This window comes from Kribbella sp. NPDC051620 (assembly GCF_044453825.1).
GTDB lineage: Bacteria > Actinomycetota > Actinomycetes > Propionibacteriales > Kribbellaceae > Kribbella.
The window spans coordinates 86,638-111,734 of record NZ_JBITDB010000011.1 but is presented as its reverse complement, the minus strand read 5'-3'; the positions used below and the strand labels follow the sequence as shown (position 1 = coordinate 111,734).

General features: G+C 67.8%; 28 protein-coding genes and 2 tRNA genes. 13 read left to right on the top strand and 17 right to left on the bottom strand.

What is annotated here, in order from left to right; all coding sequences use genetic code 11:
- Window position 1 precedes the first annotated feature (1 nt).
- From ACIA12_RS39615 to ACIA12_RS39560, 12 genes are all read right to left on the bottom strand, one after another.
- A complete protein-coding gene (locus tag ACIA12_RS39615; protein ID WP_396372613.1) occupies window positions 2-1,156 on the bottom strand; it encodes a tetratricopeptide repeat protein in 1,155 nt (384 codons plus the stop codon).
- A 4-nt stretch (window positions 1,157-1,160) separates the two neighbouring features.
- A complete protein-coding gene (locus ACIA12_RS39610) occupies window positions 1,161-1,715 on the bottom strand; it encodes an Hsp70 family protein (protein ID WP_396372612.1) in 555 nt (184 codons plus the stop codon).
- Window positions 1,618-2,673: an Hsp70 family protein gene (locus ACIA12_RS39605; RefSeq protein ID WP_396372611.1), complete on the bottom strand. Its 1,056-nt coding sequence runs from the start codon at window positions 2,671-2,673 to the stop codon at window positions 1,618-1,620. The genes ACIA12_RS39610 and ACIA12_RS39605 overlap by 98 nt, the downstream gene beginning before the upstream one ends.
- A gap of 143 nt (window positions 2,674-2,816) precedes the next feature.
- Window positions 2,817-3,818, bottom strand: coding sequence for a LuxR C-terminal-related transcriptional regulator (locus tag ACIA12_RS39600; protein WP_396372610.1), 1,002 nt, complete (start codon window positions 3,816-3,818; stop codon window positions 2,817-2,819).
- A gap of 391 nt (window positions 3,819-4,209) precedes the next feature.
- Window positions 4,210-4,285: transfer RNA gene (locus tag ACIA12_RS39595), tRNA-Ala, on the bottom strand.
- Between the two features lie 91 nt (window positions 4,286-4,376).
- Window positions 4,377-5,207 carry a hypothetical protein gene (locus tag ACIA12_RS39590; protein ID WP_396372609.1) on the bottom strand — a complete coding sequence of 277 codons (831 nt, stop codon included), beginning with the start codon at window positions 5,205-5,207 and terminating at the stop codon, window positions 4,377-4,379.
- A 98-nt stretch (window positions 5,208-5,305) separates the two neighbouring features.
- Complete coding sequence (locus tag ACIA12_RS39585; RefSeq protein ID WP_396372608.1) at window positions 5,306-5,917, bottom strand: GNAT family N-acetyltransferase; 612 nt, start codon at window positions 5,915-5,917, stop codon at window positions 5,306-5,308.
- Window positions 5,917-6,405, bottom strand: coding sequence for a molybdenum cofactor biosynthesis protein B (locus ACIA12_RS39580; protein WP_396372607.1), 489 nt, complete (start codon window positions 6,403-6,405; stop codon window positions 5,917-5,919). The genes ACIA12_RS39585 and ACIA12_RS39580 overlap by 1 nt, the downstream gene beginning before the upstream one ends.
- A complete protein-coding gene (gene moaC / locus ACIA12_RS39575) occupies window positions 6,402-6,884 on the bottom strand; it encodes a cyclic pyranopterin monophosphate synthase MoaC (protein WP_396372606.1) in 483 nt (160 codons plus the stop codon). Before moaC ends, ACIA12_RS39580 begins: the two co-directional genes overlap by 4 nt.
- On the bottom strand, window positions 6,881-8,107 hold the full coding sequence (glp, locus tag ACIA12_RS39570) for a gephyrin-like molybdotransferase Glp (protein WP_396372605.1): 1,227 nt from the start codon (window positions 8,105-8,107) through the stop codon (window positions 6,881-6,883). Before glp ends, moaC begins: the two co-directional genes overlap by 4 nt.
- The gene (locus tag ACIA12_RS39565) at window positions 8,104-8,583 is read right to left on the bottom strand and encodes a GNAT family N-acetyltransferase (RefSeq protein WP_396372604.1); all 480 of its coding nucleotides are present in this window, start codon (window positions 8,581-8,583) and stop codon (window positions 8,104-8,106) included. The genes glp and ACIA12_RS39565 overlap by 4 nt, the downstream gene beginning before the upstream one ends.
- Entirely contained in the window at window positions 8,576-9,964 is a 1,389-nt protein-coding gene (locus ACIA12_RS39560; protein WP_396372603.1) for a UTP--glucose-1-phosphate uridylyltransferase, read from the bottom strand. Before ACIA12_RS39560 ends, ACIA12_RS39565 begins: the two co-directional genes overlap by 8 nt.
- Before the next feature lie 70 nt (window positions 9,965-10,034).
- On the opposite strand from ACIA12_RS39560, the gene ACIA12_RS39555 reads away from it, so the two are divergent.
- The gene (locus tag ACIA12_RS39555; protein WP_396372602.1) at window positions 10,035-10,592 is read left to right on the top strand and encodes a 5-formyltetrahydrofolate cyclo-ligase; all 558 of its coding nucleotides are present in this window, start codon (window positions 10,035-10,037) and stop codon (window positions 10,590-10,592) included.
- Here the strand turns inward: ACIA12_RS39555 and ACIA12_RS39550 are convergent.
- Window positions 10,589-13,135: a penicillin acylase family protein gene (locus ACIA12_RS39550; protein WP_396372601.1), complete on the bottom strand. Its 2,547-nt coding sequence runs from the start codon at window positions 13,133-13,135 to the stop codon at window positions 10,589-10,591. The genes ACIA12_RS39555 and ACIA12_RS39550 overlap by 4 nt on opposite strands.
- Window positions 13,136-13,305: 170 nt before the next feature.
- On the opposite strand from ACIA12_RS39550, the gene ACIA12_RS39545 reads away from it, so the two are divergent.
- The 3 genes from ACIA12_RS39545 to mscL all read left to right on the top strand — a co-directional run bounded on the left by ACIA12_RS39545 (window position 13,306) and on the right by mscL (window position 14,870).
- On the top strand, window positions 13,306-13,656 hold the full coding sequence (locus ACIA12_RS39545; protein WP_396372600.1) for an FmdB family zinc ribbon protein: 351 nt from the start codon (window positions 13,306-13,308) through the stop codon (window positions 13,654-13,656).
- Between the two features lie 56 nt (window positions 13,657-13,712).
- Window positions 13,713-14,327 (top strand): SAF domain-containing protein, encoded by a 615-nt coding sequence (locus ACIA12_RS39540; RefSeq protein ID WP_396372599.1) that lies wholly within the window; start codon window positions 13,713-13,715, stop codon window positions 14,325-14,327.
- 120 nt (window positions 14,328-14,447) lie between these two features.
- Window positions 14,448-14,870: a large conductance mechanosensitive channel protein MscL gene (gene mscL, locus ACIA12_RS39535; protein WP_396372598.1), complete on the top strand. Its 423-nt coding sequence runs from the start codon at window positions 14,448-14,450 to the stop codon at window positions 14,868-14,870.
- A gap of 22 nt (window positions 14,871-14,892) precedes the next feature.
- On the opposite strand, the gene ACIA12_RS39530 is transcribed toward mscL, so the two are convergent.
- Genes ACIA12_RS39530 through ACIA12_RS39520 form a run of 3 tightly spaced genes read right to left on the bottom strand, consistent with a single transcriptional unit; the run spans window position 14,893 to window position 16,145 of the window.
- Window positions 14,893-15,375: a GNAT family N-acetyltransferase gene (locus ACIA12_RS39530; RefSeq protein ID WP_396372597.1), complete on the bottom strand. Its 483-nt coding sequence runs from the start codon at window positions 15,373-15,375 to the stop codon at window positions 14,893-14,895.
- Between the two features lie 5 nt (window positions 15,376-15,380).
- On the bottom strand, window positions 15,381-15,995 hold the full coding sequence (locus ACIA12_RS39525; RefSeq protein ID WP_396372596.1) for an alpha/beta fold hydrolase: 615 nt from the start codon (window positions 15,993-15,995) through the stop codon (window positions 15,381-15,383).
- Between the two features lie 12 nt (window positions 15,996-16,007).
- Complete coding sequence (locus tag ACIA12_RS39520) at window positions 16,008-16,145, bottom strand: hypothetical protein (protein ID WP_396372595.1); 138 nt, start codon at window positions 16,143-16,145, stop codon at window positions 16,008-16,010.
- A 114-nt stretch (window positions 16,146-16,259) separates the two neighbouring features.
- On the opposite strand from ACIA12_RS39520, the gene ACIA12_RS39515 reads away from it, so the two are divergent.
- The 5 genes from ACIA12_RS39515 to ACIA12_RS39495 all read left to right on the top strand — a co-directional run bounded on the left by ACIA12_RS39515 (window position 16,260) and on the right by ACIA12_RS39495 (window position 19,679).
- Window positions 16,260-16,868, top strand: a complete 609-nt coding sequence (locus tag ACIA12_RS39515) for a hypothetical protein (RefSeq protein WP_396372594.1) — start codon at window positions 16,260-16,262, stop codon at window positions 16,866-16,868.
- A 194-nt stretch (window positions 16,869-17,062) separates the two neighbouring features.
- On the top strand, window positions 17,063-17,557 hold the full coding sequence (locus ACIA12_RS39510) for a SigE family RNA polymerase sigma factor (RefSeq protein WP_343973706.1): 495 nt from the start codon (window positions 17,063-17,065) through the stop codon (window positions 17,555-17,557).
- Window positions 17,554-18,174: an META domain-containing protein gene (locus tag ACIA12_RS39505; RefSeq protein WP_396372593.1), complete on the top strand. Its 621-nt coding sequence runs from the start codon at window positions 17,554-17,556 to the stop codon at window positions 18,172-18,174. Before ACIA12_RS39510 ends, ACIA12_RS39505 begins: the two co-directional genes overlap by 4 nt.
- 143 nt (window positions 18,175-18,317) lie before the next feature.
- Entirely contained in the window at window positions 18,318-19,574 is a 1,257-nt protein-coding gene (locus ACIA12_RS39500; protein ID WP_396372592.1) for a hypothetical protein, read from the top strand.
- Between the two features lie 32 nt (window positions 19,575-19,606).
- Window positions 19,607-19,679 (top strand) — tRNA-Arg (locus tag ACIA12_RS39495).
- Between the two features lie 26 nt (window positions 19,680-19,705).
- On the opposite strand, the gene ACIA12_RS39490 is transcribed toward ACIA12_RS39495, so the two are convergent.
- A complete protein-coding gene (locus ACIA12_RS39490) occupies window positions 19,706-20,188 on the bottom strand; it encodes a hypothetical protein (protein WP_396372591.1) in 483 nt (160 codons plus the stop codon).
- 43 nt (window positions 20,189-20,231) lie between these two features.
- Between ACIA12_RS39490 and smpB the strand changes: the two genes are divergently transcribed.
- The 4 genes from smpB (at window position 20,232) to ACIA12_RS39470 (ending at window position 24,986) form a co-directional block, all read left to right on the top strand.
- The gene (smpB, locus tag ACIA12_RS39485) at window positions 20,232-20,711 is read left to right on the top strand and encodes an SsrA-binding protein SmpB (protein WP_396372590.1); all 480 of its coding nucleotides are present in this window, start codon (window positions 20,232-20,234) and stop codon (window positions 20,709-20,711) included.
- Window positions 20,712-21,074: 363 nt separating this feature from the next.
- Window positions 21,075-22,046, top strand: coding sequence for an EfeM/EfeO family lipoprotein (locus ACIA12_RS39480; RefSeq protein WP_396372589.1), 972 nt, complete (start codon window positions 21,075-21,077; stop codon window positions 22,044-22,046).
- Entirely contained in the window at window positions 22,043-23,317 is a 1,275-nt protein-coding gene (gene efeB, locus ACIA12_RS39475) for an iron uptake transporter deferrochelatase/peroxidase subunit (protein ID WP_396372588.1), read from the top strand. Before ACIA12_RS39480 ends, efeB begins: the two co-directional genes overlap by 4 nt.
- Window positions 23,318-23,381: 64 nt before the next feature.
- Window positions 23,382-24,986 carry a phospholipase C gene (locus ACIA12_RS39470; protein ID WP_396372587.1) on the top strand — a complete coding sequence of 535 codons (1,605 nt, stop codon included), beginning with the start codon at window positions 23,382-23,384 and terminating at the stop codon, window positions 24,984-24,986.
- The last annotated feature ends 111 nt before the right edge of the window (window positions 24,987-25,097 follow it).

Here is a 25,097-nt window from a genome sequence, read left to right as displayed (position 1 = left end):
GTCAGATCCCGGGCCGCAACAGCCGGCCGCTCTCGGTCAGCGACTTCAACTTCTGCTTCCACACGGGCAGCCGGCGGGTGTTGGTGAAGATCGCCGCGATCAGGCAACCGGCGACCAGGCCGAAGAACACGGCACCCGCGCTGCCGCTGAACCCGGCGAAGAACGGGATCACGCCGAGCAGGACGAAGGCCCCGATCCAGGGACCGCTGCCGTCCAGGTTCCAGCGGACCGTACGGCTTTCGGCGGCCATCTCGATCAACCGCTCGCCCAGTCTGCGGATCTCGGGGTCCTTGCTCTTCAGCGCCCGGATCCGGCCGCCCTGCGCCTCGACCCAACGGACCTGGGCCTCGGACACCACCGCGTAGCCGCCGGCGTCGACCATCCGGCCGTTGTAGACGAAAGGCTTGATCTGGCCGAGGGAGTCCAGCGCGTTGTCGTGCAGCGCCAGGCCGAGGTAGTACTTGTAGACCTCGGTGCCGGGATACTCCGAGACCAGGGCCTCCATGATCTCGAGCGCCCGGGCGGCCATGTCGTCCTGCAGGTAGGCGACGGCGATCGACGTCCGGTACTCCGGGTTCCCCGGGTCCAGTCGCAGGGCCTGCTCGTACTCGACCAGCGCCTCCTTCCACTTCTCCTGCGCCGCGAAGGCCTCGGCGAATCCGTAGTGGTAGAGCGCCGAGTCGGGACGCAGCCGGATCGCCTCGACGAATTCGTAGCCGGCGTCTCGCCCGTTGCCGAGCAGGAACGACGAGTGTGCCCGCAGGAACCACGCCTCGGCGTCGTTGCCCTCCTTGCCGATCGCCTCCCGGGCCGCGTAGTTCGCGGCGCCCGGATTGTCGGCGAGCAGGTACTCGCGCGCCTTGTCGATCCAGCTGCCGGCCATCTCAGTGCCGGGTACCTCTTGCTCGGACGGCCGCTGACCGGCCCGCTCACGGTCGAACCCCTGCCGGGTCAGCTGGTTCAGCAGTACCTGCTCGGCCCGGTCGATGTCGCGGACCCGGGCCTCCGCCTCCGCCCGGCGGTCGGGGTCGGCGCTGGTCTGCCGCTTCACCCACTGGCGTCGCTGCTTGGTGACCGCGGACCGGATCTCCTCCTCGGTGGCGGTCGCCGGCACTTGCAGGACCTGGTAGAGGTCCACAAACTGCGTCGTCTTCATGGTCTCAACTCACTTCCAGTTCATGGATCTTGCGGGTGGCCTGGTCCCTCTCGGCCGGTGTCAGGTTCGCCACGTCGGACACCTCGAAGGTGCCCAGGGACCGGTGGCTGGTCAGATCGGTCAACTCGATGGAGACCGTCTGGTCGATGTCGTAGGCGAAGGCGACCGAGACCCGCGCGCCGGCCGGGTACGGCGGGATCGACAGCTCCCGCTCGCCGATCACCTTCACGTAGGCGGGGTCGCGGTCATCGCCTTGGGTGACCTGGACGAGCAAGCTGGTCTGGTTGTCGACCACGGTCTGGAACAGCTCGCTGTTCGAGGCCGGGATCGGGGTGTTCGGCGCGACGATGACGACGTTCTCCATCCGGGACGTGCCCTCGATCCTGGCCAGCGTCCCGAGACCCTGCGAGGTCACGTCGCGGATGCTGATCGGTACGCCGTTGACCCGCGGCATCGCGCCCTCACCGTGGCCGGCGGCCAGTACCTGTGCCTGTACTGCGGCCCCGAGCGCCACGATCTCGTCCGGATTGACGGCGGACTCCGCGACCCGGCGGGACATCTTCGCGACCATCGCGCGGACCGCGGGCATCCGGGGTGGAGCCGCCCGCCAGCAACACCCGGTCGATGTCGCTCCACACCAGCCCGGCGTCCTCGATCAGGATCTCCGCGAGGTCGCGGGTCCGGCTGACCAGGTGCGCCGTGACCTCCTCGAACTCGGCCCGCGTGATCTCGATCGTCTCGGTGCTGCCGCCGGCCGAGATCACCACCCGGGCGGCCGGCATCATCGTCAGCGCGTGCTTGGCCCATTCCGCCCGGTCGCGCAGGTCCGCCTCGGTCCGGTCGTCGTCCAGCAGATCCGGTCCGCCGGCCGCCTGGAAGCGTTCGTTGATCAGCCGCATCAGGGCGTTGTCCCAGTCGAAGCCACCGAGATTCCGGTCACCACTGGTCGCCACCGTCTCGAACTCGCCGTCGGCGATCCGCATGATGGTGACGTCGAACGTCCCGCCGCCGAGGTCGTAGACCAGCACGGTGCCGACCGTCGGCCGGTTGGCGCCGTACGCGAGCGCAGCCGCGGTGGGCTCGTTCAGGACCCGGTGAACCGTCAGGCCGGCGATCGCTCCCGCGTCCTGGGTCGCTCGCCGGGCGCCGTCGTCGAAGTACGCCGGGACGGTGATCACCGCGTCGGTCACCGGTTCACCCAGGTACGCCTCGGCGTCCTCCTTGAGTCGCCGCAGGATGATGGCGGAGATCTCCTCCGGCCGGAACTGCTGCCCTGAGGCGGTCTCGAACCGCCAGGCCGGATCCCCCATCGCCCGCTTCACGAACTGCACCGTGTCCAGTGGCGCGACCGCCGCCGACCGCTTGGCGACCGCACCGACCAGCGCCGCGTCGCCGGAGAAGAAGACTACGGACGGTGTGATCCGCTGCCCTTCGGCGTTCGGCAGAATCTCCGGCCGGCCGGACCGGTCCACCACCGCGACCGCTGAATACGTCGTTCCCAGATCGATTCCGATCATCAACCCCACAACCGCACCTCCCCGTGCTGAATTCCTCGGAAAGATGGTTGCGCGTAATGCGGCCGGGACACTATCCCCCACCGGGTGAAATCAAATACCGGGTTTCTCACCTGCCGGGTGATCGCCGGCTGGTCCGGGCGAACTCAATTCCCGCGCGCGGTCCGGCCCAAATGTGCCGAGATGTCGTCGGCCAGCAGGGACCGCTCGGTCATCCCGTATTTCTCCCGGATCCGGGCCAGATGGGATTTCACCGTCTCGGCGGAGATCGACAGCCGTTCGGCGATACCGGGATTGGTCAGCCCGGCGGCCAGCAGCACGGCGACCGCCTGTTCCCGTTCGGTCAGCAGGCCGAAGCGCCGGCTCGGTTCGTCGTCGACCCGGAGCAGCAGCTCGGTGAGGTCGGTCTGGAAGCTGCCGCACTCGTGCCCGAGGTCGTCCAGCGCGCCGGCCGCGGCCGCGGTGCCGAACTGGCCGTGCTCGAGTTGCCCGGCGGTTTCCTGCAGCTGCCCTCGCAGCCGGTCGAGTCTGTTCACCACGTAGTCCACGACGCTCTCCGCGGTCAGCGGTACGGCGGAGCCGCCCGCCACACCGGGGAGCAGGCTGATCACCCGGTCGTCCTCCCAGTCCCGGTTGAGCGCCCGGGACAGCACCTCCGCCAGCCACTCGAAGGCGGCCACTTCCTCGTCGCCGTACACGTCGGCCTGGTAGGAGTGCATTGAGACCACGCCGAAGATCTCCCGGCGCGCCTCCGGCACCCTGAACAGCGGAACCGTCACGACGTCGGCGGACAGCTTCCGCGGATCGCCGAACGAGAGCCCGGCCCGAACCACCTTGCCGCCGTCCATCCGGTACCGATATGTGCGTTGTTCCCGGAAAACCCACGCGGTCGGCCCATTGGGCGCGAACGTGTGCGTCTCCGGCACATCATACTTCTCCCCGTCATAACAATAAGGCAGCCGAATTCTGGTCGCCCCCTGGAACAATCCGACATAAAAAGCGTCGACACTGGTGATTCCCGCCATGACATTGCGCATCAGGTCATACCGCCGGTAATGATCCCCACCCGGCAACGCATTGACCTTGCGATGCGCCTCGGACAAAATCGCCGCCGTCTGCGGACCTACATCCAGCACTCGCGGATGCATCCGTTTTCCCCCGTCGAACTCAGCCATCCCGAACCCGCCCCGCGGTTCAACTCCCCTCCGTCACATCGCAACAACCCCCCGCACCGTTACACAGCGCAGCCAAAATCCAGGCAACGATGCCACAACGACGCCCCCAGCACCCGTCCCTGACGGACACTTCGCCACCCGAAGCCCACAACAAGCGGGCGCAGCAGCGAAGCACCCAACCCAAGGGGGTGCCGGCGGCGAAGCACCCAACCCAACCCGAGCAAGGTGTGGCGAAGCACCCAACCCAACCCCAGCAAGGGGGGTGCGGGTGGCGAAGCCCCCGCCCGCGGCGCGAAGCGCCGCACAAAACAACCAGGGCGACCCAGGTTCACGGATCTTCGTGAACACAGATCGCCCATCGCCCTGGTGGAGCTGAGGGGATTCGAACCCCTGGCCTCCTCGTTGCGAACGAGGCGCGCTACCAACTGCGCCACAGCCCCAGGTTGTCGCTGGTTTCCCTTGCGACCGCGAAACTCTAACACGCGAATGGTCGCTGTCTGAAACCGGTATCGCTCCGGTCTCAGCGCAGCGTCAGTCGCCCACCGCCCGTCGGATTTCAGGCTCTTCCACCGGGGCCGGGACGGGCTCCGGTACCACCGGGGCCGCCTCCGGCTCGGGGTCGGCGGTGCGGGCGGAGGAGAAGACTTCGGGGCCGGACAGGCTGATGGTGCGGACCGTCCGGTCGGGGGCCTTCTCCTTCATCACATAGGTGGGCAGCGTCACAGGTACCGGGTCCCAGAGGCCGTCGGTGCGCGGCTCGGGCTTGGTCTCGGCGACGGGCTCGGGAGCGACCGGGAGCTTCACCTCGATCGTCAGCTCCTGGTCCGGCGACAGTGGTGGCGCGGTCGCCGGGCCGCGGTCGTGGTGGGCCTCGGCCCGGGCACGGCGCTCCGCGGCGACGGCAGCCCGCTCACGGGCCTGGCGACGCAGCTGGACGCGAGTCAGTACGACGAAGCCGACGATCAGCGCGGCCGGTACCGACAACGTCCACCAGGCAAGCATCTGGAAGCTGGCCAGCGCCGTGACCGACAACAGCGAAAGGGTCAGGATCGACAGCACCCGCCGGCGGCGCATGGCGGCCACCCGGCGGGCTCGGTTCGGAACGTACCGCGCAGGCGGCGACAAGTCCTCCGGCACTTCGTCAGGCGACGCCGTGTCAGGCGACTGGCCCGCCGGTCGCACGACGTACCGCGAGCGCGCTTGCACGTCGGTAGCCCGCGACAGCACGCGCGCTTCCGACGACGAGTACTTCTCCGCCGAGCGGCGTGCACTCGCCTCGTCGTTGCGCTTCAGCAGCATCGGGACGAGGTAGGCAGCCCACGCGGCGACGATCGCCACATAGATCAGCCCTGTCGTCCCCATGCGACGACGCTAAGACCCCGGGCGGGTCAGGTCCGGTACGTGAGCCGGTGTGTCGCAAGAAGACTCGTGTGACTGGTGTGAATAGGCACGCAGCGTGATCAGGGCAACCGTGCTACCAGGCCGGGCCCGACTTCCTCGGCGTTCAGGGCGAAGATGCGATGGTCGCGCCACTCGCCGTCGATGTGCAGGAAGCGCGGCCGGTCTCCTTCGTAGCGGAAGCCGAGCTTCTCCACCACGCGCAGACTCGCCTTGTTCTCTGGGCGGATCGCGACTTCCAGCCGGTGCAGGCCGAGCGTGAACCAGCAGTGGTCGGCAGCAAGCGCCACTGCCACCGGTACGATCCCCCGCCCGGCGTACTGCTCGTCTACCCAGTAGCCGAGGTTCGCCCAACGCGCGGAGCCGTAGGTGATCCCCGAGACCGTCAACTGACCCACCAGAGGCCTCTTGGCCTTGGGACCGGCTGCACCGGCGTAGGTGATGACGAAGGGCAGCATGCGTCCGTACCGAGCCTGGCGGTTCCAGTCGCGAGCCATGGCCCGGAAGGTGCGGGCACCGTCGTCCGCACCGGGCGGCTGGGTCGCATCCCACGGGCGGAGCCAGGTGATGTTCCGCTGGCGGGCAGCACTCCACTCGGGGCCATCGGTGGCCTTGAGGGGTCTGAGACCGACCTGCCCGTGCTGGAGTTCCACGGGCCAGTGCACCACGGCCATTAGTCCTGGTCCGTCCGAACGTGGTCTCCGCCGCGTACCTGGTCAACCGCATGCCGCAGTAGCGGCTCCAGCACGATCAAGCCGTCCTTGACCCCACCACGCGAACCCGGAAGGTTCACGATGACCGTCTTGCCGGCTAACCCCGCCAGCCCCCGGGACAGCGCAGCAGTGGGCACGCCCTGCGCTATGCCATAGGCACGGATGGCCTCGGCGATACCGGGGATCTCTGTCTCCAGTACTGCGCGCGTCCGCTCGGGCGTCTCGTCCGTAGGCGAGATACCCGTACCACCAGTGGTCAGCACGACGTCGTACTCCGCGTCGACCGCCTTCACCAACGCCTGACCAACAGGAGCACCATCCGGCACCACCTGCGGGCCGTCGACGGTGAAGCCCCAGGCAGCCAGCCGTTCTGCGATCAGCGGCCCAGTGGTGTCCTCGTAGACACCAGCAGCAGCTCGGTTGGAGATGCTGATGACCAGAGCCCTCACGGCCGCTCCCAGTGCCCGGTCTTGCCGCCTTCTTTCAGCTCCACCCGCACGTCGGTCAGCACAGCCGCCGGATCGAGTGCCTTCACCATGTCGATCACCGTCAGCCCGGCGACCGCGACGGCGGTCAGGGCCTCCATCTCCACCCCGGTCCGGTCGGTGGTCTTGACGGTGGCAACGATCAGTACTGCGTCGTCCGCCACCTCCAGCTCGACCTTCGCCCCGGTGATGGCGATCGGGTGGCACAGCGGCACCAGGTCGGGCGTGCGCTTGGCACCCATGATCCCGGCGATCCGGGCAACCGCCAGCGCATCGCCCTTCGGTACTCCCTCGCCACGTAACGCAGCGACCACCTCGGCCGACACATAGACCTTGCCAGAGGCAACCGCTCGCCGCGCGCCCGCGGACTTGTCGGAGACGTCGACCATCCGGGCGGCACCGCTGGCGTCCACATGGGTCAGCCCCCCGGCAGCTTCGGTCATCCGGTCTCCTCATCCAGCAGCCAGAGCTCAGCCTGCTCGCCGGCCCGGACGGAGGTGACGTCCTCGGGCACCACGATCAGCGCGTTCGACCGGCTCAACCCACCGAGCAGGTGTGAGCCATGGCCGCCGACTGTACTGGCCATCCAGCCCTGATCGCCGGAGGTGGCCGCTGCCCGGACGAACTGCCGCCGCCCAGCCGGGGACGAGAACCCGTCCAGTACCACGCCCTGCACCGTCTGGCGGCGGTACGGCATCGCCCCCATCAGCTTGCGCAGCGCGGGCCGTACGAACACCTCGAACGACACGTACGCCGACACCGGGTTGCCGGGCAGCGTGAAGATCGGTACCTCGTCGTCACCCATCACGCCGAAGCCCTGCGGCTTACCCGGCTGCATGGCGACCTCAGGGAAGTCGATGGTGCCGAGCTTGGTCAGCACCTCCTTGACCACGTCGTACACGCCCTTGCTGACGCCACCGGAGGTGATCACCAGGTCGGCACGGACCAGCTGGTCCGACAGGGTGTCCATGATCTTCTTCGGGTCGTCATCGACGATGCCTACCCGGTAGACGACCGCCCCGGCCTGCCGGGCCGCCGCAGCGAGCGTGTAGCTGTTGGAGTCGTAGATCTGCCCGTCTCCCAACCGCGTACCCGGCTCGCGGAGCTCTGCGCCAGTAGAGACGACTACTACTCGCGGACGCGGCCGCACGGTCACCCGGGCACGTCCAACAGCCGCTAGTACTGCGATCTGCCGCGGGCCCAGCACGGTATCCCGGTCCATGACCTTGTCGCCCGCCTGGAGGTCCTCACCGGCATGGCGTACAGAGGCACCTAGTGATGGCTGCTGCGCGATGTGGACCCGTGCAGCTCCCCCATCGGTCCACTCGACCGGTACGACGCTGTCGGCCCCACGGGGCATCGGCGCGCCGGTCATGATCCGCACGCAGGTCCCCGGGGTCACCACGATCGGCTGAGTCCGCCCAGCGGCAATCTCACCGACAACGGGCAGCAGGATCGGGTTCTCCTGGGAAGCACCGGCCAGATCGGCCGCCTGTACCGCGTACCCGTCCATGGCGGAGTTGTCGAAGCCAGGGAGACTCACCGGCGAGACAACGTCCTCACACAGCACCAGCCCGAGCGCCTCCATCAACGGCTGCTCGAACGGCGGCAGCGGCCTCACCCTGCCGAGTACTGCTTCCAAATGCTCGTCAACACTACGTCTCACGCCCAAGACTCTAGTCGCTCGGGATGGGCGCCCCAGACCATGCGTACGTCCGGCACGTGCTCCTCGTTGTCCGCGCCGTCGGTACGCCGTACCTCCGTGAAGCCGTGCCGCCGGTAGAACTCCTGTGCCCGGGTGTTGCTCTGGAACGTCCACAGGGCGAGTCCACCGGGGCGCAGGTCCTTGGCCAGGTCGACCAGCGTCGAGCCGACTCCCTGACCGGCTGCCTCCGGGTCGACGTACAGCTGGTCGAGGTCGTCGCCGTCCAGCGTCAGTACGGCGACGATCCGGCCGTCGTCGATCGCTACCCAGGTCTGCCCGTCCGGTAGCAGCACCTCGGCGAACCAGCCGCGCACCTGTTCCTCAGAGTGGATCGCCGGTGGCAACTGCGAGTCCTGCGCATGCCTGGACCGCCACCAAACCGCTGCGGCCTCGTCCGTGTCGTACGGCTCCAGCGGCCGGATCCAGACATCATCCACGGAGCTCGGTCCCGTCGGGGATCTCCCGGCGCTCACCGGCCGGCGCCTCCACCTCGACCTCGCCGACCACCACCACATCCTTGCCGAAGGCAACGTCACCGCGTACCTCGAGCCGATCGGCCCGGACCAGCGACGGCGGTCCGCCCGCGAACCGCTGGTCGAAGTCGGCGAGGATCTTGAAGTAGTCCGGGTCCAGGTCGACGTACGGCTCGTCGCCCTCGTGCGTGGTGGTCAGATCACCGGCGTCGTCGAGGTCGTACACGTCGGAGCGCAGTACCAGCAGGTCGTTGGTGGTCTTGACCGGCTTGAACCGGCTCCGGTCGACGACCACGGCCTGCGAGCCCTCGAAGGTCTCGATCGCGGTGCCCATGGCGGTCTCCAACTGGATCACCTTTGGCGAGGAGGAGTCGGCAGGGTCGACGGTCTTGCGGTTGACGATGATCGGCAGCCCGAGCACACCGTCGTGCCCGTCCATCAGCTCGGCGAGCCTGTCGAGGTCGATCCACAGGTTGTTCGTGTTGAACGTCTTGTGCCGGGTGACGTCCTGGAAGTACTTCGTGTCGTCGGGGTGCACCTGGGCGCTGTCGCGCAGGATCAGCCGGCCGTCGGACTTGCGGACGGCGACGTGGCCGCCCTTCCGGTCGGACCTGGTCCGACGGCAGACCTCCATCCCGAACGGGACGTCGTGCTCGGCCATCCAGGCGGCGATCCGGCCGTCGGGGGTGGCGCCGAGGTTGTCCGCATTGGAGATGAAAGCGTGCCGGAAACCCTTCTCCCGCAGGGCATCGAGCGTGCCGGACGCGACCAGTGCGGTGTAGATGTCGCCGTGGCCGGGCGGGCACCAGGCCAGCTCGGGGTCGTCCGGCCACTCGGCCGGCTTGAGGTCGTCGGCGAGGAGCTTGGGCTCCATGTTCTGCTGGAAGTCGAGCGGTACGCCGGCCACCGGCAGGTCGGAGTACTCGCCGAGGATCGCGAGCGACTCCTCCTTGGTCCGGAAGGAGTTCATCAGGACCAGCGGCAGCGGCACGTCGTACGCCTTGCGGGTGGCCAGGATCTGCCGGGCGATGATGTCGAGGAAGCTCAGTCCGTCCTTGACCGGCAGCGCGGACTTGGGTCCGGTGACACCCATCGACGTACCGAGGCCGCCGTTGAGCTTGATCACCACGGTCTCGGCGAGGGCGGCCCGCATCGACTCCTGATCGGGATCGAGGTGCTCCAGATGCGGCAGATCGCCCACCGGATCGATGTCGCCCTCGCGGATCGTGCCCTGCTGGCCCGACTCGAGCAACCGGTAGTAGTGCGAGAAGACCTTGATCGCGACCTCGGCGGCCCCGGCCGCCCGCATCTTGTCCTGTGCCTGCTGAAGACCTGCCTCACTCATGACCCAACACTAGGGTAGCCACCGCCACCGCGACGTTAGCTGCGTCACCATGCGTCTCTAGGATCACTCTGTGTTCTCCTCCAAGGCCGCTTTGCGTGCCCGGCTGTTGGCCGCCCGGCAGGTTTCCGCGAGTTTGTCCGGACCTGGGCTGCTCGCGGTCGCGCGCGAACAGGCTGAGGTGGTGGCCGCGCGAACGATCGCGGTCTACGTCTCGATGGTCAACGAGCCCCAAACAGGCCCGCTGATCGACTGGCTGCTCGCCTCCGGGCGCGAGGTTCTGCTGCCGGTCCTGTACGCCGACAACGACCTCGGCTGGGGTGTCGCCCCGGGCGCGGCCGACTTGGTCCCTGGGCGGCTCGGCCTGTCAGAGCCGCCCGTGGACCTCGGCGCCGACGCGATCGCCTCCGCCGAACTGGTGATCTGCCCCGCGCTCGCGGTCGACCGTCACGGCGTACGGCTCGGCCGTGGCGGCGGTTCCTACGACCGGGCTCTGGCGCGCGTCTCCCCCGGTACGCCGACCTGGGCCGTGGTCCACGACTCCGAGATCCTCGACGAGCTCCCGGCCGACCCGCATGACCAACCGGTCAGGGCAGCACTCACCCCGACCCGGCTGGTCCAGCTCGGTTAGTTCTCCTTCTCCGGCTTGGTGAAGGTCAGCGTGTGCTTGCGGGCCGCCTCGATCGCGCCGCGGGTGTAGGCCCACGGCAGCGTCTCGCCGCGCACCCAGAGGTCGGTCTGGTCGGTGTAGTTCGACGAGAAGGCGTGCCCGGAGACGCCGGTCAGGTTGATCCAGCGCGACTTGTCGAAGTCGGACAGGTCGACCACCATCCGCATCGACGGCGTCGAGGTCACCTTGTAGCCCTCGGCCGCGTCCCACGACGTCGCGTCGACGATCGACGATCCGCCGCCGAGCTCGTACGGGCCGCGGTTGAACAGCTTGTCCACCACGCCGACGCCGGACTTGCCCAGCGTCTGGTTGGTCAGCGTCAGCTTGTGCAGCCGGCCCCACTGCCAGTTCGAGGGCTCGCGGGCCATCTTGGTGGTGATCTCGGCCCGCGCGTTGACCAGCGCCTCGCGCAGGATGTCGTCGCGGCTCTCCCGCTGGGTGGTGTCGAGGTTGTCCCACCAGGTGCTGTTCGGCTGGGTGAGCAGGTTGCGCATCACCTCGAACCAGCGTGACCCACCGTCCGGCCAGGCGCTTTCCGGCAGTTGGTCATGGAACGTGAGTTGAAGCAGGTTGCGCCAGACGACGTTGAAGTACGCCGCCGGCGCGGAGTCGGCCGGCTGGGTGAAGTCCCAGCTCCGCAGCGTGTCCTGACCTTGCCGGTCGAAGTCGTCGTTGATCTGGACATGCAGCAGGTACGGCATCAGCTGCTCGGCGTTGCGGTTCTTCGTGTCGAGCTGGATCGAAGCCATCGCGTTCGCGTCGAGCTTGCCGGCCGCGCGGACCCGCTCGAGGATCTGTTGCGACCGGTAGCCGTAGTCCCAGTCGTCGGTCAGATGGTACGGATACGTCTCCGGCACGACAGCCTGGTTCGCCGTCACGATCACGCCGTCGTCAGGGTCCTCCTCGGTCGGCATCGCATCGAACGGGATGTAGCCCTTCCAGTGGTACCGAGAGTCCCAGCCCGGCACCGGCCAGTCGCCGAAGCCCGCGTTGCGGACCGGGACCCGGCCGGGCGCCTGGTAGCCGATGTGGCCCTCACGGTCGGCGTACACGAGGTTCTGGGACGGGACCTCGAAGATCGAGGCGGCGGCGCGGAACTGGGTCCAGTTCTGGGCCCGGTTGATCGCGAACAACGCGTCGGCGGTCCGGCCCGGGGTCAGCGCGGTCCACTGGAGGGCGACGCCGTAGGCCTCGGGGCTCTTCAGCTTCTTCGCCGCGAGCTCACCGGTCTCCCGCTCGTCGTCGCCGACGTCGGAGATGATCGGGCCGTGCCGGGACTCCCGGACGACGATCGTCTCCTCCTTGTCCTGGCCGGCGACCTTGAACTTCTCCTCACGCCTGGACAGCCCGGTGCGCTTGTTGTCGTACATCACCGCGTTCGGCCCGGCGAACTTCTCCAGGTACAGGTCCATCACGTCGGGGTCGAGGTTGGTGAAACCCCAGGAGATCGAGTTGTTGTGGCCGATCACCACGCCGGGCAGGCCGGAGAAGCTGAAGCCGGACACGTCGTACGGACACTTGGTGCCGAGGTTGTTGCAGTGCAGGCCGACCTGGGTCCAGATCCCGGGCATCGTCGCGCCGAGGTGCGGGTCGTTGGCCAGCAGCGGCTTGCCGGTGGTCGTGTGCTCACCGGAGACGACCCAGGAGTTCGAGCCGATCCCGTCGCCGCGGCCGATCAGGTCCGGCAGGCCCTTGGCCACCTTGTCGATGGTGTCGAGCGACTTGAGCAGATCCTTGGTCAGCATGCCGCGCTGGGGCGGTGGGGCCGACGCGGTGGTGAACGTGCCGCCCTTGGTCACCGCGGCCGTCGCGATGATCGGCTCGTTGCGCTCGTACGGGTAGTCCGGGTAGAGGCTGGCGATGTTGGCGACCGGGTACTTCGCGGCGAGTTTGGTGCGGGTGATCTCGTCGTCCATGTTGCCGCCGAGGTCCCACGCCATCGCCTTCAGCCAGGCCAGCGAGTCGGCCGCCGTCCACGGCTCGGGGTGATAGTCGGGGGCGCCCGGGTCCTTCAGCGACAGTACGGCGTACTCGAGGCTGAGGGCCGAGCCCTGGTGGGTGTTCAGGTAGGCGTTGACGCCGCGGGCGTAGTCGTCCAGGTACTGCCGGGTGGTCGGCGTGAGCAGGGCCAGCTCTTTCTCCGCGACCCGTCGCCAGCCGAGCGTGCGGACGAACTTGTCCGTCTCCAGCGCGTCCTTGCCGAACAGCTCGGCCAGCCGGCCCGAGGTCACATGGCGGCGGAAGTCCATCTCGAAGAACCGGTCCTGGGCGTGCACGTACCCCTGGGCGGCGAACAGATCACCCGGTTTGTCGGCGTAGATCTGCGGGATGCCGTTGCCGTCGCGGACCACCTCCACGTCCGCGTCGAGTCCGGTCAGCTCCACCGTCCCGTCGTAGCCGGGGAAGGAGTGGCGGACGACGAAGACGCCGGTGCCGGCCACCACCAGGAGCAAGGTGGCGAACACGATTCCGGACAGGATGATGACACGCAGCAGGCGACGCACGGACCAAACTTAGAGAATCCGGCCCCGCACCCCAAATGCCGCTCCCCGAAACCTGTGGACGAAGAGCGGTCCAGACCGGTGATCGTGGACGGAAGTTGGAATACTTCGGGCCCGTGACGCATTATTAGCAGTCGAGTAGTAGGAGTGCCAGCGGCCTGAAGGGGAATCACGTGCCGACGTACCAGTACCAGTGCACCGAGTGTGGTAACTCGCTCGAGGTCCGCCAGAGCTTCACCGACGACGCCCTGACGGTCTGCCCCGAGTGCCAGGGGACCCTGCGCAAGGTGTTCAACGCGGTGGGTGTCGTGTTCAAGGGCTCTGGCTTCTACCGCAACGACAGCCGCTCGTCGGGGACCAGCACGCTGCCGGCCAAGAGTGAGGCGTCCTCCTCCTCGTCGGAGTCGTCGTCCAACGGGTCGAAGTCGTCGTCGGACTCGTCGAAGAGTTCCTCGTCGACCGGGTCGTCCAGTTCGTCGGGCTCGTCCGGCTCGTCTTCGAGCAGCAACACCAGCGCTGCCTGAACTTTCCCCTGTGGACAACGGGAGAACGGCGCTCCTGGGCTCGTACCTTCCCTGGCATGAGCCGACTTCTTCTTCGTGACCTGCTGAAAGCCGTTCGCCGGCACCGCCGCCTACTGGCCGGGGTGTCCGCGGCGGCAGCCGTGTACTGCGGCATGGCCGCCCTTTCTCCGCCACCACCGCCGACGGTGGCCGTCCTCGCCGCCGCCAGAGACCTGGCCGGTGGCTCGCCGCCGACGGCGCGCGACCTTCGGACCGTGCGGCTGCCTGCCTCCGTCGTGCCCGCCGGCGCCCTCCAGCCGGGCAGTGACGTCGCCCGGCGCGTCCTCGCGGGGCCGGTGCGCTCCGGCGAGCCACTCACCGACGTGCGCTTCGTCACTCCCGCGTCACTCCCCGCCGGGCAACTCGCCTATCCGGTCCGCATCGACGACGCCGACCTCACCACCCTGCTCCAGGTCGGCGACCGAATAGATCTGTACGCCGCGACGAGCACACCCGTCGACACCGCGACTCCCTTGGCCGGCGCTGTGCGCGTGATCGCCTTGCCCGCCTCAGCCTCCGGAGCCTCGGGCGCGCTGGTTGTGATCGCCGCCGGGCGGGAGGTGATCGGCCGGATCGCCCAGGCGACGGCGAACACCAGGATCAGCTTCGCGCTGACACCGGACACCAGCTGATCACTTATCGGACACAGACGATGGCGATCCGTGGCGATGCGGCGCGCTCCCTCGCCATCCAGCGGGCGGGGTCCTACGTTTTGCGGGTACCCAGCCGAGGGTCCACCAGGACCCCGCATCGTGGAGGCACTGCAAATGATCGAGGGCTTCAAGAAATTCCTTATGCGAGGCAACGTCCTCGACCTGGCCATCGCGTTCGTGATCGGCACCGCCTTCGCCACCGTGGTGAAGACCGTGGTCGACAACCTCGTGAATCCGTTGATAGCGGCGATCGGGGGTTCGAACGTCAACGGCCTGGCCGTCCAGCTCAACGACAGCAACCCCAAAACAGTCATCGACTTCGGCGCGATCATCAACGCCGCCGTCGTCTTCTTCCTGACCGCCGTGGTCGTCTACTTCGTGCTCGTCGTCCCGATGAAGAAGATCCAGGACCGCCGCGCAGCCAAGGCCGGCACCCCTGAGGAGGAGCCCGAGACGCTCACCATGGACCAGGAGCTGCTGGTCGAGATCCGCGACGCCCTCCGAGCCCGCCCACTGTCCTGACCCAGCTGACCGGCCCAGGTGGTCAGCTGGTGGTCGGGTATTGGAGCCAGGTGTAGTCGATGGGTTGGGGTTTGTTCCATTCGGCGGCTAGGTCGTCGGGGACGGGTTCGAAGCCGGCTCGGAGGTAGGCGCGGATCGCTTGGGTGTTGTCGGGGCGCACGCGGAGGAAGATCTCGGTGTGCCCCGCGGACCGGGCCGGTTCGAGAAGGGCCCGGACGAAGTCGGTGCCGATGCCTTTGCCGCGCAGCCTCGGGTCGACGATGAGACGAGCCAGCTCGACTTCGTCCTCGTCGTCGTCCAGCCAGAGTTCGCCGTACGCGACCGGGGTCTCGCCGTCGAAGTACAGGTAGGCCTCGATGTCGTCGGCGATCGCCCGCCAACTGGTCAGGATGCCGGCCGGGAACGGGTACTCCTCGCGCCCGGTCAGCAACGCCACCTCCTGCGCCGTCGTCGCCCAGCCCGCCACGAGCGTCGTGTACTCGCTCTCGAACGACCGCAGTTCCATCAGGACTACCTCCTCGTGAAAGCAGCCAGCGTCTCGGCCAGTTCTTCCTTGTGGGGCGGAAAGTCTGGGGTGGGTGGTTCCGGGCAGCCGGGAAGTTCGCGACTGCCGGGGATCAGGCTCAGCAAGGCATCGACCGTCTTGCGTTGATGAGATGGATTCTCCGGCATCGAAGGGAGGACGGCCACTGGAATACCCAGTACCGCAAGGTCTTCATCTCGCACTCCCCGCAAGGTGCCCGCAACCAGCAACTCGTCAGCGACGGCTGCCGGTGCACCCCTGGAGGTGAGGCCTGCGCGAGTTCGTTCGTCGACCACCGGGTCGCCGCCGGTCGCCGGCCAGGCCAGGACGAGTCGTTCGATCAACTCCGGGTACTCGATCGCCAGCAGGGCAGCCACCGAGCAGCCGTTGGAGGCGCCGACGACCACAACCGGTTCCTGGGGAAGGTGCTTACGCAGTACGGCGACTTCTTCGGTCCAGCTGCCAGGCTGCTGGACGCGATCAGGCGCGAGGAGGGTGACACCACGTACCTCGAGCGCATCGATGATGCCCGAAGTACGCCAGAAGCGTTCCGCGTTCATCGGTTCCCACAGGCCGCCGTGGACCAGAAGAGCCGTGCTCATCGGGGCAGCCGGTCAGTGGTGCGGCGGGACCTCGCGCAGGATCCGCTCGTCGTCGTCGCTGCCGGGGTCGTTCTCCCCCCAGGCGCGAGGATCGTCGTCGCGGGTCTGTTCGGGCAGCAGCGGCTCGTCGTCTTCGTACGGGCTCGTCATGGGCTCATTTTACCCCGTGACCAGATAGACGCAGTGCCGTGACAGTTCTGGCACGACCAGTGAGATCCTCCTCGACCATGATGGGTTTCCTTGCCCAACCGGAAGGACCGAGTCGTGAGTGCATCAAGGACACGGGGCTTCATCGGGGCGACGCTCGTCGTGACAGTGCTCGGATTTACCGCCGCCTGCGGTAACGAGGACTCCAGCGGCGCCGGCGCCCAGCCCAGCCAACCACCGACCACCCCCAGCACCCCGCCGACACTGCCCACCGCCACCCCGAGCGGAACACCGAGCATGGACTGCCCGGAGACCATCACCGCCGTCCGGGACGCCGTCGGCAAGGCTGTCTGGGGCAAGGGGACCGCCAAGTCCCTGTTCCAGCCGGTCAGCGTCACGATCTGCCAGTACGACGCGCAGGCGACCGGCCAGGACTACGCGACCGTCACCACCAAGCGGACCGCGGCCCAGGCCGCCGACCTCTTCGCCCTGGTGAACAGCGCGAAGCCGGTACCCAAGAAACCGGCCATGTGCACCAAGGAACTGGGGCCGACCTACGTGCTGCGGTTCACCGACAACGACCGCGGCGTGCTCTCGTACACCGCGGAGGCGTTCGGTTGCCGGCAGCTCGTGGCGACCTCGTTCGAAGGACAAGGCAAGCCCGGCGAGCTCGCGTCGCCGCGGCAGGTCTCCCCCGAGCTGATCAAGGCGCTCGGCCTGCGCTGACCCTGCCCCGGACGTGCCCCCCGAAGCCGTCCGGGCCGGGTCACCCCGCCCGCCTTGTGGGTACCACCCGCAAGGCGGGCGGCTGGGCCGCTGCCACGGTGAGATCGAACTGTGTGTGAATCTCTGCAGCACCCTGGGTAGCACACTGCGTCTAATAGGTGTGAGGTGTTGTACGCCCAGCTGGGGAGTTGCGAGTGGAGTTCGAGGAGTACGCGTCCGCGCGCGGGCAGGAACTGGTGCGCCTCGGTTTCACCGTCTCCGGCGACTACCAGCGGGCCGAGGATCTGGCCCAGATCGCGCTGATGCAGGCGTTCCGGTCCTGGCGCAAGGTGCAGCGGGCCGACGACCCGCACCACTACGTGCGCCGGATCCTGATCAATTCCTATCTGTCGATGACGCGTCGCCGGTCCTTCACCGAAGCCCCGGCGGCCGACCTCGACACCGATCGCACGGTGCCGGATCCGGCCACGGACATCGTGAACTCCGACGACCTCTGGCGAGCCCTCGCCACGCTGTCGGCCCGGGAAAGGGTCGTCCTGGTGCTGCGCTACTACCAGGACCTGGACGACCGGACGATCGCCGACCTGCTCGGCATCAAACCGTCCTCGGTGCGCGCGACCGCGAGCAGAGCCCTCGCCGCGCTCCGCAGGACGAGGCAGTCCCACCGTGTTGATGAGAGGTTGTCGTGAGCAAGACAGAGCCGGAAACAGTGTCAGATCTGGAGGACGGTCTGCGCGCCACCTTCGAGCGCGCGGCCGCCTCGGTGCCACCGTCGGCCGACCTGGTCGGCCGGGCCACCCTCGGCGCGCAGCAGGCGCAGCGGCGTACCTGGCTGATCTCGGGTGCCGCCGCGGCCGCGGTGGCCCTGGTCGCCGCAGTCAGCTTCAGCCTGGCCGGCCCGTCTCAGTCGACCCCACAACCGGCGGGGAGCAACCCGGCAGCGGCCGGGTCGAATGCTCAGGCTCCTGCAGCCACGGCCCAGACAGTGATTGGCACCTGGCGACCAGTGCATCTCAGTGGTTTCACCACCCTCAAGGCTGCCCGGCCGGACGCCCCGACCATCACCTTCAAGGCCGACGGGACCTGGGTCGGCTCCGACGGCTGCAACGGGATCAACGGCACCTACTCGATCGGCCAGCGCGGCGAGTTCAGCAGCAAGTCGGGCAGTCAACGAATGGTGGGCTGCGACAACGTCCCGCACACCGCCGTCCTGGCGTCCGCGAAACGGATCGCCGGCGACCAGACCGGCTTGACCTTCTACGCCGGCGACGGGCGAGAAGTTGCGAGATACGCTCGCGCACGGTAGTCAAATTTGCTTGCGGACGGTGATCGGCTATTGACTATGAGCAGTCCCTGACCGGACGATTCACGGAGGCCGTCCACCGATTGGGGAGCTCAGTGCGACTCTCAGCTACCGTTCCGCTGCTCGCTCTTAGCTCAGTGTCACTGGTGACCGCGTCACTTTCGGCCCTGCCGTCGACGGCCGCGCCGGGCGCACCGACGACTGTGACGCAGGCCACGGTCTGCAACCACGCCGACCCGACGACGACATCCTCGAACGCCACCAGGCTGTCCCAGCCTGTCTCGGCGCAGGACCCGCGACCGCTCGGCCAGGCGATCGCCGAGGGCGTGACCAGCGCCGTCCGGTCGATCGAGCCGCTCGATGCGACCGGCCGGCCGACGTCGGGTCTTCCGTACGGGCTGAGCCAGGGCATCGTCGGCGTACTGGGGTCGCCCGAGACCGGCTACAAGGTGGTCGTGGACGACTCGGTGGTCGACCAGAAGAAGTACCAGGCCGCCGTCTCCAAGAACGTTCCGGCCGCGGGGCAGAAGATGCTCGGCCTCGAGCGCAGCTGCCGTTCCGCCCGCTCGATCGCGGACGCCTGGAACCGGATCAGCGCGCGTTCGTGGGCCGACGCGGCCAAGACGACGTACAGCGCGGACCTGGACCCGGCGACCGAGGACGTCGTCGTCGAGTACGACAAGGCCTCGACCTCGGCTGCTTCGGCCGCGGCGCTGCAGTCGCTGGACGGCGTACGGGCATCGGCCGGTGGTCTGCAGCGGACGTCGCGGATGAGCGACACCCCGACCGGCGGCCACTGGGGCGGCGCGATGATCAAGTCGGCGCTCAAGCTGTGTACCGCGGGCTTCTCGGTCGTCAAGCGGTCGAACGGCCAGCGCGGCTCGGTGACGGCCGGCCACTGCGGCGGCGTCGGCACCGTCTGGAACTCCGGTACCAACTACTACGGCACCACCTCGGTGCGGACGAACTACCCCGACTACGACCAGTCGCTGCTGACCGGCAGCTCGTACGGCCCCAAGATCTGGACCGACGGCCCCGGCGACTCCGTGGACACCCGGACGGTCAAGGCCGCCGGCGACCCGGCCCTCGGCTCCTTCATCTGCCAGTCCGGCTACAAGAGCCTCTCGATGTGCCGGCTCACGGTGAAGTCGCTGAGCGCGAAGTACTGCGACACGGACGGCTGCACCACGTACGTCATCCGCGCGACCCGCGACAACGCGATCGCCATCCGCGGCGGCGACTCCGGCGGCCCCATCTACACAACCTCCTCCGGCGGCGGCGCCACCATCCGCGGCCTCTCCTTCGCCGGCGGCGGCTGCACCGCCTCCAACTGCATCACCCTCTACGCCGAGCGCTACGCCTCCATCTCCGGCCACCTGGGCGTCAACGCAGTCATCGGCTGACTCCGCTACCCTTGTCCCCGGTCCACACGTGCGCCCCCGTAGCTCAGGGGATAGAGCGTCGGTTTCCTAAACCGTGCGTCGCAGGTTCGAATCCTGCCGGGGGCACCCACCGGACCCGTTCGGCGAACAGGTCAGTCGTCCTGCGCCACGGTGAAGGGCGAGTAGCCGGGCTCGATCTGGTCGACTGACAGGTCGGAGAAGATCAGAGAAATAGCTTGGATGTTGGTCTCGATCCTGGCCTCGTAGGCCGGTCTGCCCAGCCGGGTTGACCACATCTCCGTTTCTGCCGTGCCGGGCAGCAGCTTGGCGCCTGGGTAGAGGACCTGCCAGCGGGCGCCCCAGACGAGACCGTCGAGATCGTGGTCCTGCTCGATGTCGAGCAGGCGGTCGTCCAGCGATTGGCTCCAGGTCTGCGGTGAGACCGATGAGGTGACCGATGCGCGGACGCAGTGCTTGAAGCGGTAGCGCAGGTACTCCGGCGCGATCCCGGTTCGAGGATCAGCCGACGTATAGGCGAATACGTCGTAGTCGCGCATGTAGTCGGTATAGCCGTGGAAGACGAGCGCCTGGTCGAAGATGTCGTCGAACGCCGCGGTGATCTGATGCACGTCCACGAGCAGTATCCTCTCGCACCCGCCGGTGGGAGAGAATTGGTGTGTGAAGAAGCCCGTAGCCGACCCTGTGATCGCTCGTAACCGTAAGGCTGCTCATGAGTATGAGTTGGGAGAGGTTTGGGAGGCGGGGATTGTTTTGCAGGGGATGGAGGTGAAGGGGCTGCGGGCTGGGCGGGCTTCGTTGGTGGGTGGGTTTGCTCAGGTCGAGGATGGCGAGATCTGGCTGCATGGGGTGCATATTCCGCAGTACTCGCAGGCTCGGTGGTTCGAGGGTGGGGCGCGGCGGAAGCGGAAGTTGTTGTTGCACCGGGCGCAGATCGACAAGATCGAGCGGAAGGTCAACGAGGGCGGGCTGACGATCGTACCGACGGTCCTGTACTTCAAGGACGGGCGAGCGAAGGTGGAGATCGCGCTGGCTCGCGGCAAGAAGAACTGGGACAAGCGGAACGCCCTCGCCGAGCGCGAGGCGACTCGCGAAGTAGAGCGCGCGGTCAGCCGTCGACTGAAGGGTCGCAAGGACTGATCCGGATATCTGCACTTCCGCTGGAGGGCCCGCTCGCTGGGCAGTAGGCAAACGGTGGGTTACCTGGAGGCCAACATTTTCGGGTACTGACATCTGTCATGGGGCGGTGTTCGCCAGGTGGCCTAGGGTCGGGGGTGACCAAGTGTTTACCCCTTCCTCGGAGCCCTCGTGCCGCTTGTTGTGCGCTTGCGTGCTGGTGGTGCGTTGGCTGTGTGCGGGGTGCTGCTTGGTGTGGCCGGGTGCTCCGGTCATGGGTCGCAAGGTGAGGCGGCGACCGTCACCGTGTCGCGGGGGAACTGCGGTACTGGGTGGAAGGATCCGCGCGGTGGGCCGCAGAGCGTTCGGGTCAGCAACGTCGGCACGGTGACTACCGAGGTTGACCTGATCGATCCGGCGACCGGTGGGATTTACGCGGAGGTCGAGGGGCTGGCGCCGAATACCAGTCGGCCGATGCAGGTCAACCTCGGGCGGGCGTCGTATGCCTTTCGGTGCTTGGCTGAGGACACTGATGCGGTGATTGGGCCGACGATCCAGGTCATGGAGGGTCCTCCCCCGCCGACGCCGGCCATCCTGCCGGTCACGGGTCAGGACCTGGTCGGGGCTGTGACGGAGTACCGGGGGTATGTCGGTGCGGCGCTCGTGACGCTGGCGGGTGAGGTCGGCGCGCTGGTACGGACGCTGCGGGGCGGTGATCTGGCGGCGTCTCGGGCGGCGTGGCTGGGCGCGCATCTGGCGTATGAGCGGCTGGGGGCGGCGTACGACACGTTCGGGGACTTCGCTGATCGGATCGATGGGATGCCGGATGGGCTGGCTGGTGGGGTGCGGGATCCGGGGTTCGGTGGGTTGCGGCGGATTGAGTATGGGTTGTGGCATGGGCAGTCGCCTGCATCGCTGGTAGCGGTCGGGACTGGGCTTGCTACCGCGGTCGCTGGTCTTCGCGAGGACTTCCCGAAGGAGCGGACTGATCCGAACGACCTGCCGCTGCGTGCGCACGAGATCATGGAGAACGCGCTGCAGTTCGAGCTGACTGGGCAGGCTGACCAGGGCAGTGGCACTGGGCTCGCCACGATCGGGGCGAACTTGGACGGCACGCAGGCGGTGCTGCGCGCGCTGGCGCCGGTGATGACCAAGCGGTACTCCGGCTGGCCGCAGGTAGCCACGTGGATCGCGACCACCCGAGGCCTGGTCGCCAAGGGGCACCGGCCGGACGGCACCTGGGTCGCCCCCACCGCACTGAGCCAGCCAAACCGCATGCGCCTCAACGCTGCCGTCAGCCAACTAGTGGAAGTCCTAGCGCCGATCGCCGCAATAGGCGACGTCCGGAGGACCTCATGACCAACCCCGAACAGAACAAAACGGACCGGCCTGGCACGGGGCAGGCTGGTACGGCGCGGCGGGCGTTTTTGCGGGGTGCGCTGGGTGCTGGGGTGGCGGGGGTTGCGGTGGGGGCGGGGGCTGGGGCTGGGGTTGCTCGGGCGGGGCGGGGTGATGCGGGGCCGGTGGTTGAGGCGGTTGTGCCGTTTCATGGGGTGCATCAGGCTGGGATTACTACGCCTGCGCAGCCGCATGCCATGCATGTTTCGTTCGATGTGCTCGCCGCGAACCGGGCTGAGCTCGCCGACCTGTTTCGGACGTTGACTGACAGGGCTCACTTTCTTACCGCCGGCGGGACGCCGCCCGATCCGGGCATTTCTGGGCCGCCGACCGATTCCGGCGTACTGGGGCCGACCGTCCCCGCCGACCGGCTGACTGTCACCGTCGGCGTCGGGGCCTCGCTGTTCGACGAGCGGTACGGGCTGGCCAAACGCAAGCCGGCCGGCCTGACCCGCATGGTGACCTTCCCCAACGATCACCTCGACCCGGCCGAGAGCCATGGCGACCTGAGCGTGCAACTGTGCGCGGACAACCGCGACACGGTGGTGCACGCCCTGCGCGACCTCGCCCGGCACACCCGCGGCGCGATGCAGGTTCGCTGGCGGTACGAGGGGTTCAGCTCGCCACCCCGGCCGGCAGGCACTCCCCGCAACCTGATGGGCTTCAAGGACGGTACGTCCAACCTGGACGTCAACGACGCGGCCGTGATGGACAAGCTCGTGTGGTTGCCGCCAGCAACTGATCAGCCCTGGGCCGAAGGCGGCAGCTACCAGGTCGTCCGCCGGATCCGGATGCTGGTGGAGTTCTGGGACCGCGTCTCCATCAACGAGCAGGAGAACATGTTCGGCCGGCGGCGCGACACCGGCGCCCCGCTCGACGGCAACGACGAGCACGACGTACCGAACTTCGCCGCCGACCCGGTCGGCGCGGCGATCCCGCTGACCAGCCACATCCGCCGGGCGAATCCGCGTACTCCGGACAGCGACGGCAGCCGCATCCTGCGCCGGCCGTACAACTACGACCGCGGCGTGGACAACGTCGGCAACCTCGACATGGGACTGGTCTTCGTCTGTTACCAGCAAGATCTCCAGCGCCAGTTCGAAACCATCCAGAAGCGGCTGGCCGACGAGCCGCTGGTCGACTACATCCAGCCGGTGGGTGGCGGCTATTTCCTCATTCTGCCCGGGGTCCGGGACTCCGCCGACCATCTCGGCCGCGGGCTGCTCGCATGAAGTGCTTCACCAACAGGAGGCAATTGTGGTCCCCAAACCCCGTACCTGGAGTAAACGAACCCGCATGGCGGCGATCACCGGCGTCGCCGGGGTCGGCGCACTGGCGCTGATCGCCGCGGCCGGGCCCGCCTGGGCCGGCGACGGCTGGTGGCATCACGGCGGCGACGACCATCCCAAGCCACCGGTGACCGCCAGTACGCCGATCAAGCACCTGGTCGTCATCTTCGACGAGAACATCTCGTTCGACCACTACTTCGGCACCTACCCGAACGCCGCCAACACCGACGGCACCAAGTTCCAGGCCGCCCGCCACACGCCGCGGATCAACGGCCTGACGCCGACGCTGCTCGAGCACAACCCGAACCAGTACAACCCGAGCCGGCTGAGCCCCGAGCAGGCGCTGACCTGCGACCAGAACCACGGCTACGGCGCGGAGCAGAAGGCGTACAACGGCGGTAAGGCCGACAAGTTCGTCGAGTACACCGAGACCGACAAGTGCACCGGCCAGCCGATCCTGTACGGCGCGCCCGGCCTCGTGATGGACTACTTCGACGGCAACACGGTGACCGGGCTGTGGAACTACGCCCAGCACTACGCGATGAGCGACAACTCGTACAGCAGCACCTTCGGCCCCTCCTCGCCCGGTGCGGTCAACCTGATCTCCGGCCAGACGCACGGGATCTACGCCGTCGACTCGGTCACCGGCAAGAAGGTCACCGACGCCTATACCGTCGCGTCGCCGGACGCGAACGGCGTCGGCACGATGATCAACGACCCGGATCCGGCGTACGACGACTGCGCGGACAACAACCACACGTCGAAGAACGCGCTCGGCGTGATGACCGGCACGAACGTAGGCGATCTGCTGAACAAGAAGGGCGTCAGCTGGGGCTGGTTCCAGGGTGGGTTCCGCCCGACCAGTACTGCGAACGGGTACTCCGTCTGCGGCGCGACACACCAGAACGTCGGCGGCAACACGGTGGTCGACTACAGCCCGCACCACGAGCCGTTCCAGTACTACAAGTCGACGAGCAACCCGAAGCACCTGCCGCCGACGTCGGTCGCCAAGATCGGGCAGACCGACCAGGCCAACCACCAGTACGACCTGACCGACTTCTCCGCTGCCGCGAAGGCGGGCAACCTGCCCGCGGTCAGCTTCCTCAAGGCCGGCGAGTACCAGGACGGCCACGCCGGCTACTCCGACCCGCTGGACGAGCAGCACTTCCTGGTCAACACGATCAACGAAGTACAGAAGTCCAAGGACTGGGCCTCGACCGCGGTGGTCGTCGCGTATGACGACTCCGACGGCTGGTACGACCATGTGACGCCGCCGCTCCGCAACGGTTCCGCGGACCCGGCCAACGACCAGGCGGCACTGTGCGGCGGCAAGCCGGCCGCCGGCGGGTACGCCGACCGCTGTGGCTTCGGTCCGCGGCAGCCGCTGCTCGTGATCAGCCCGTTCAGCAAGACCAACTACGTCGACCACAGCCGGACCGACCAGACCTCGATCCTCAAGTTCATCGAGGACAACTGGCGGACCGGCTCCATCGGCGATGCCTCGTACGACGCCCGCGCCGGCTCGCTGACCGGCATGCTCGACTTCCACCACCGCCCGAACCCCCGACCGGTACTGCTCAACCCGACCACTGGAGCCGTGGCCAAGCACTGACGCGAATGACTCGGGGCCGGACGAAGAATCGTCCGGCCCCGAGTCGTCTTGAAATCAGTTGCCGTGATGGTGTCGGATCGGGGTGCTGCCGTTCGTGGAGATAATGTGGCG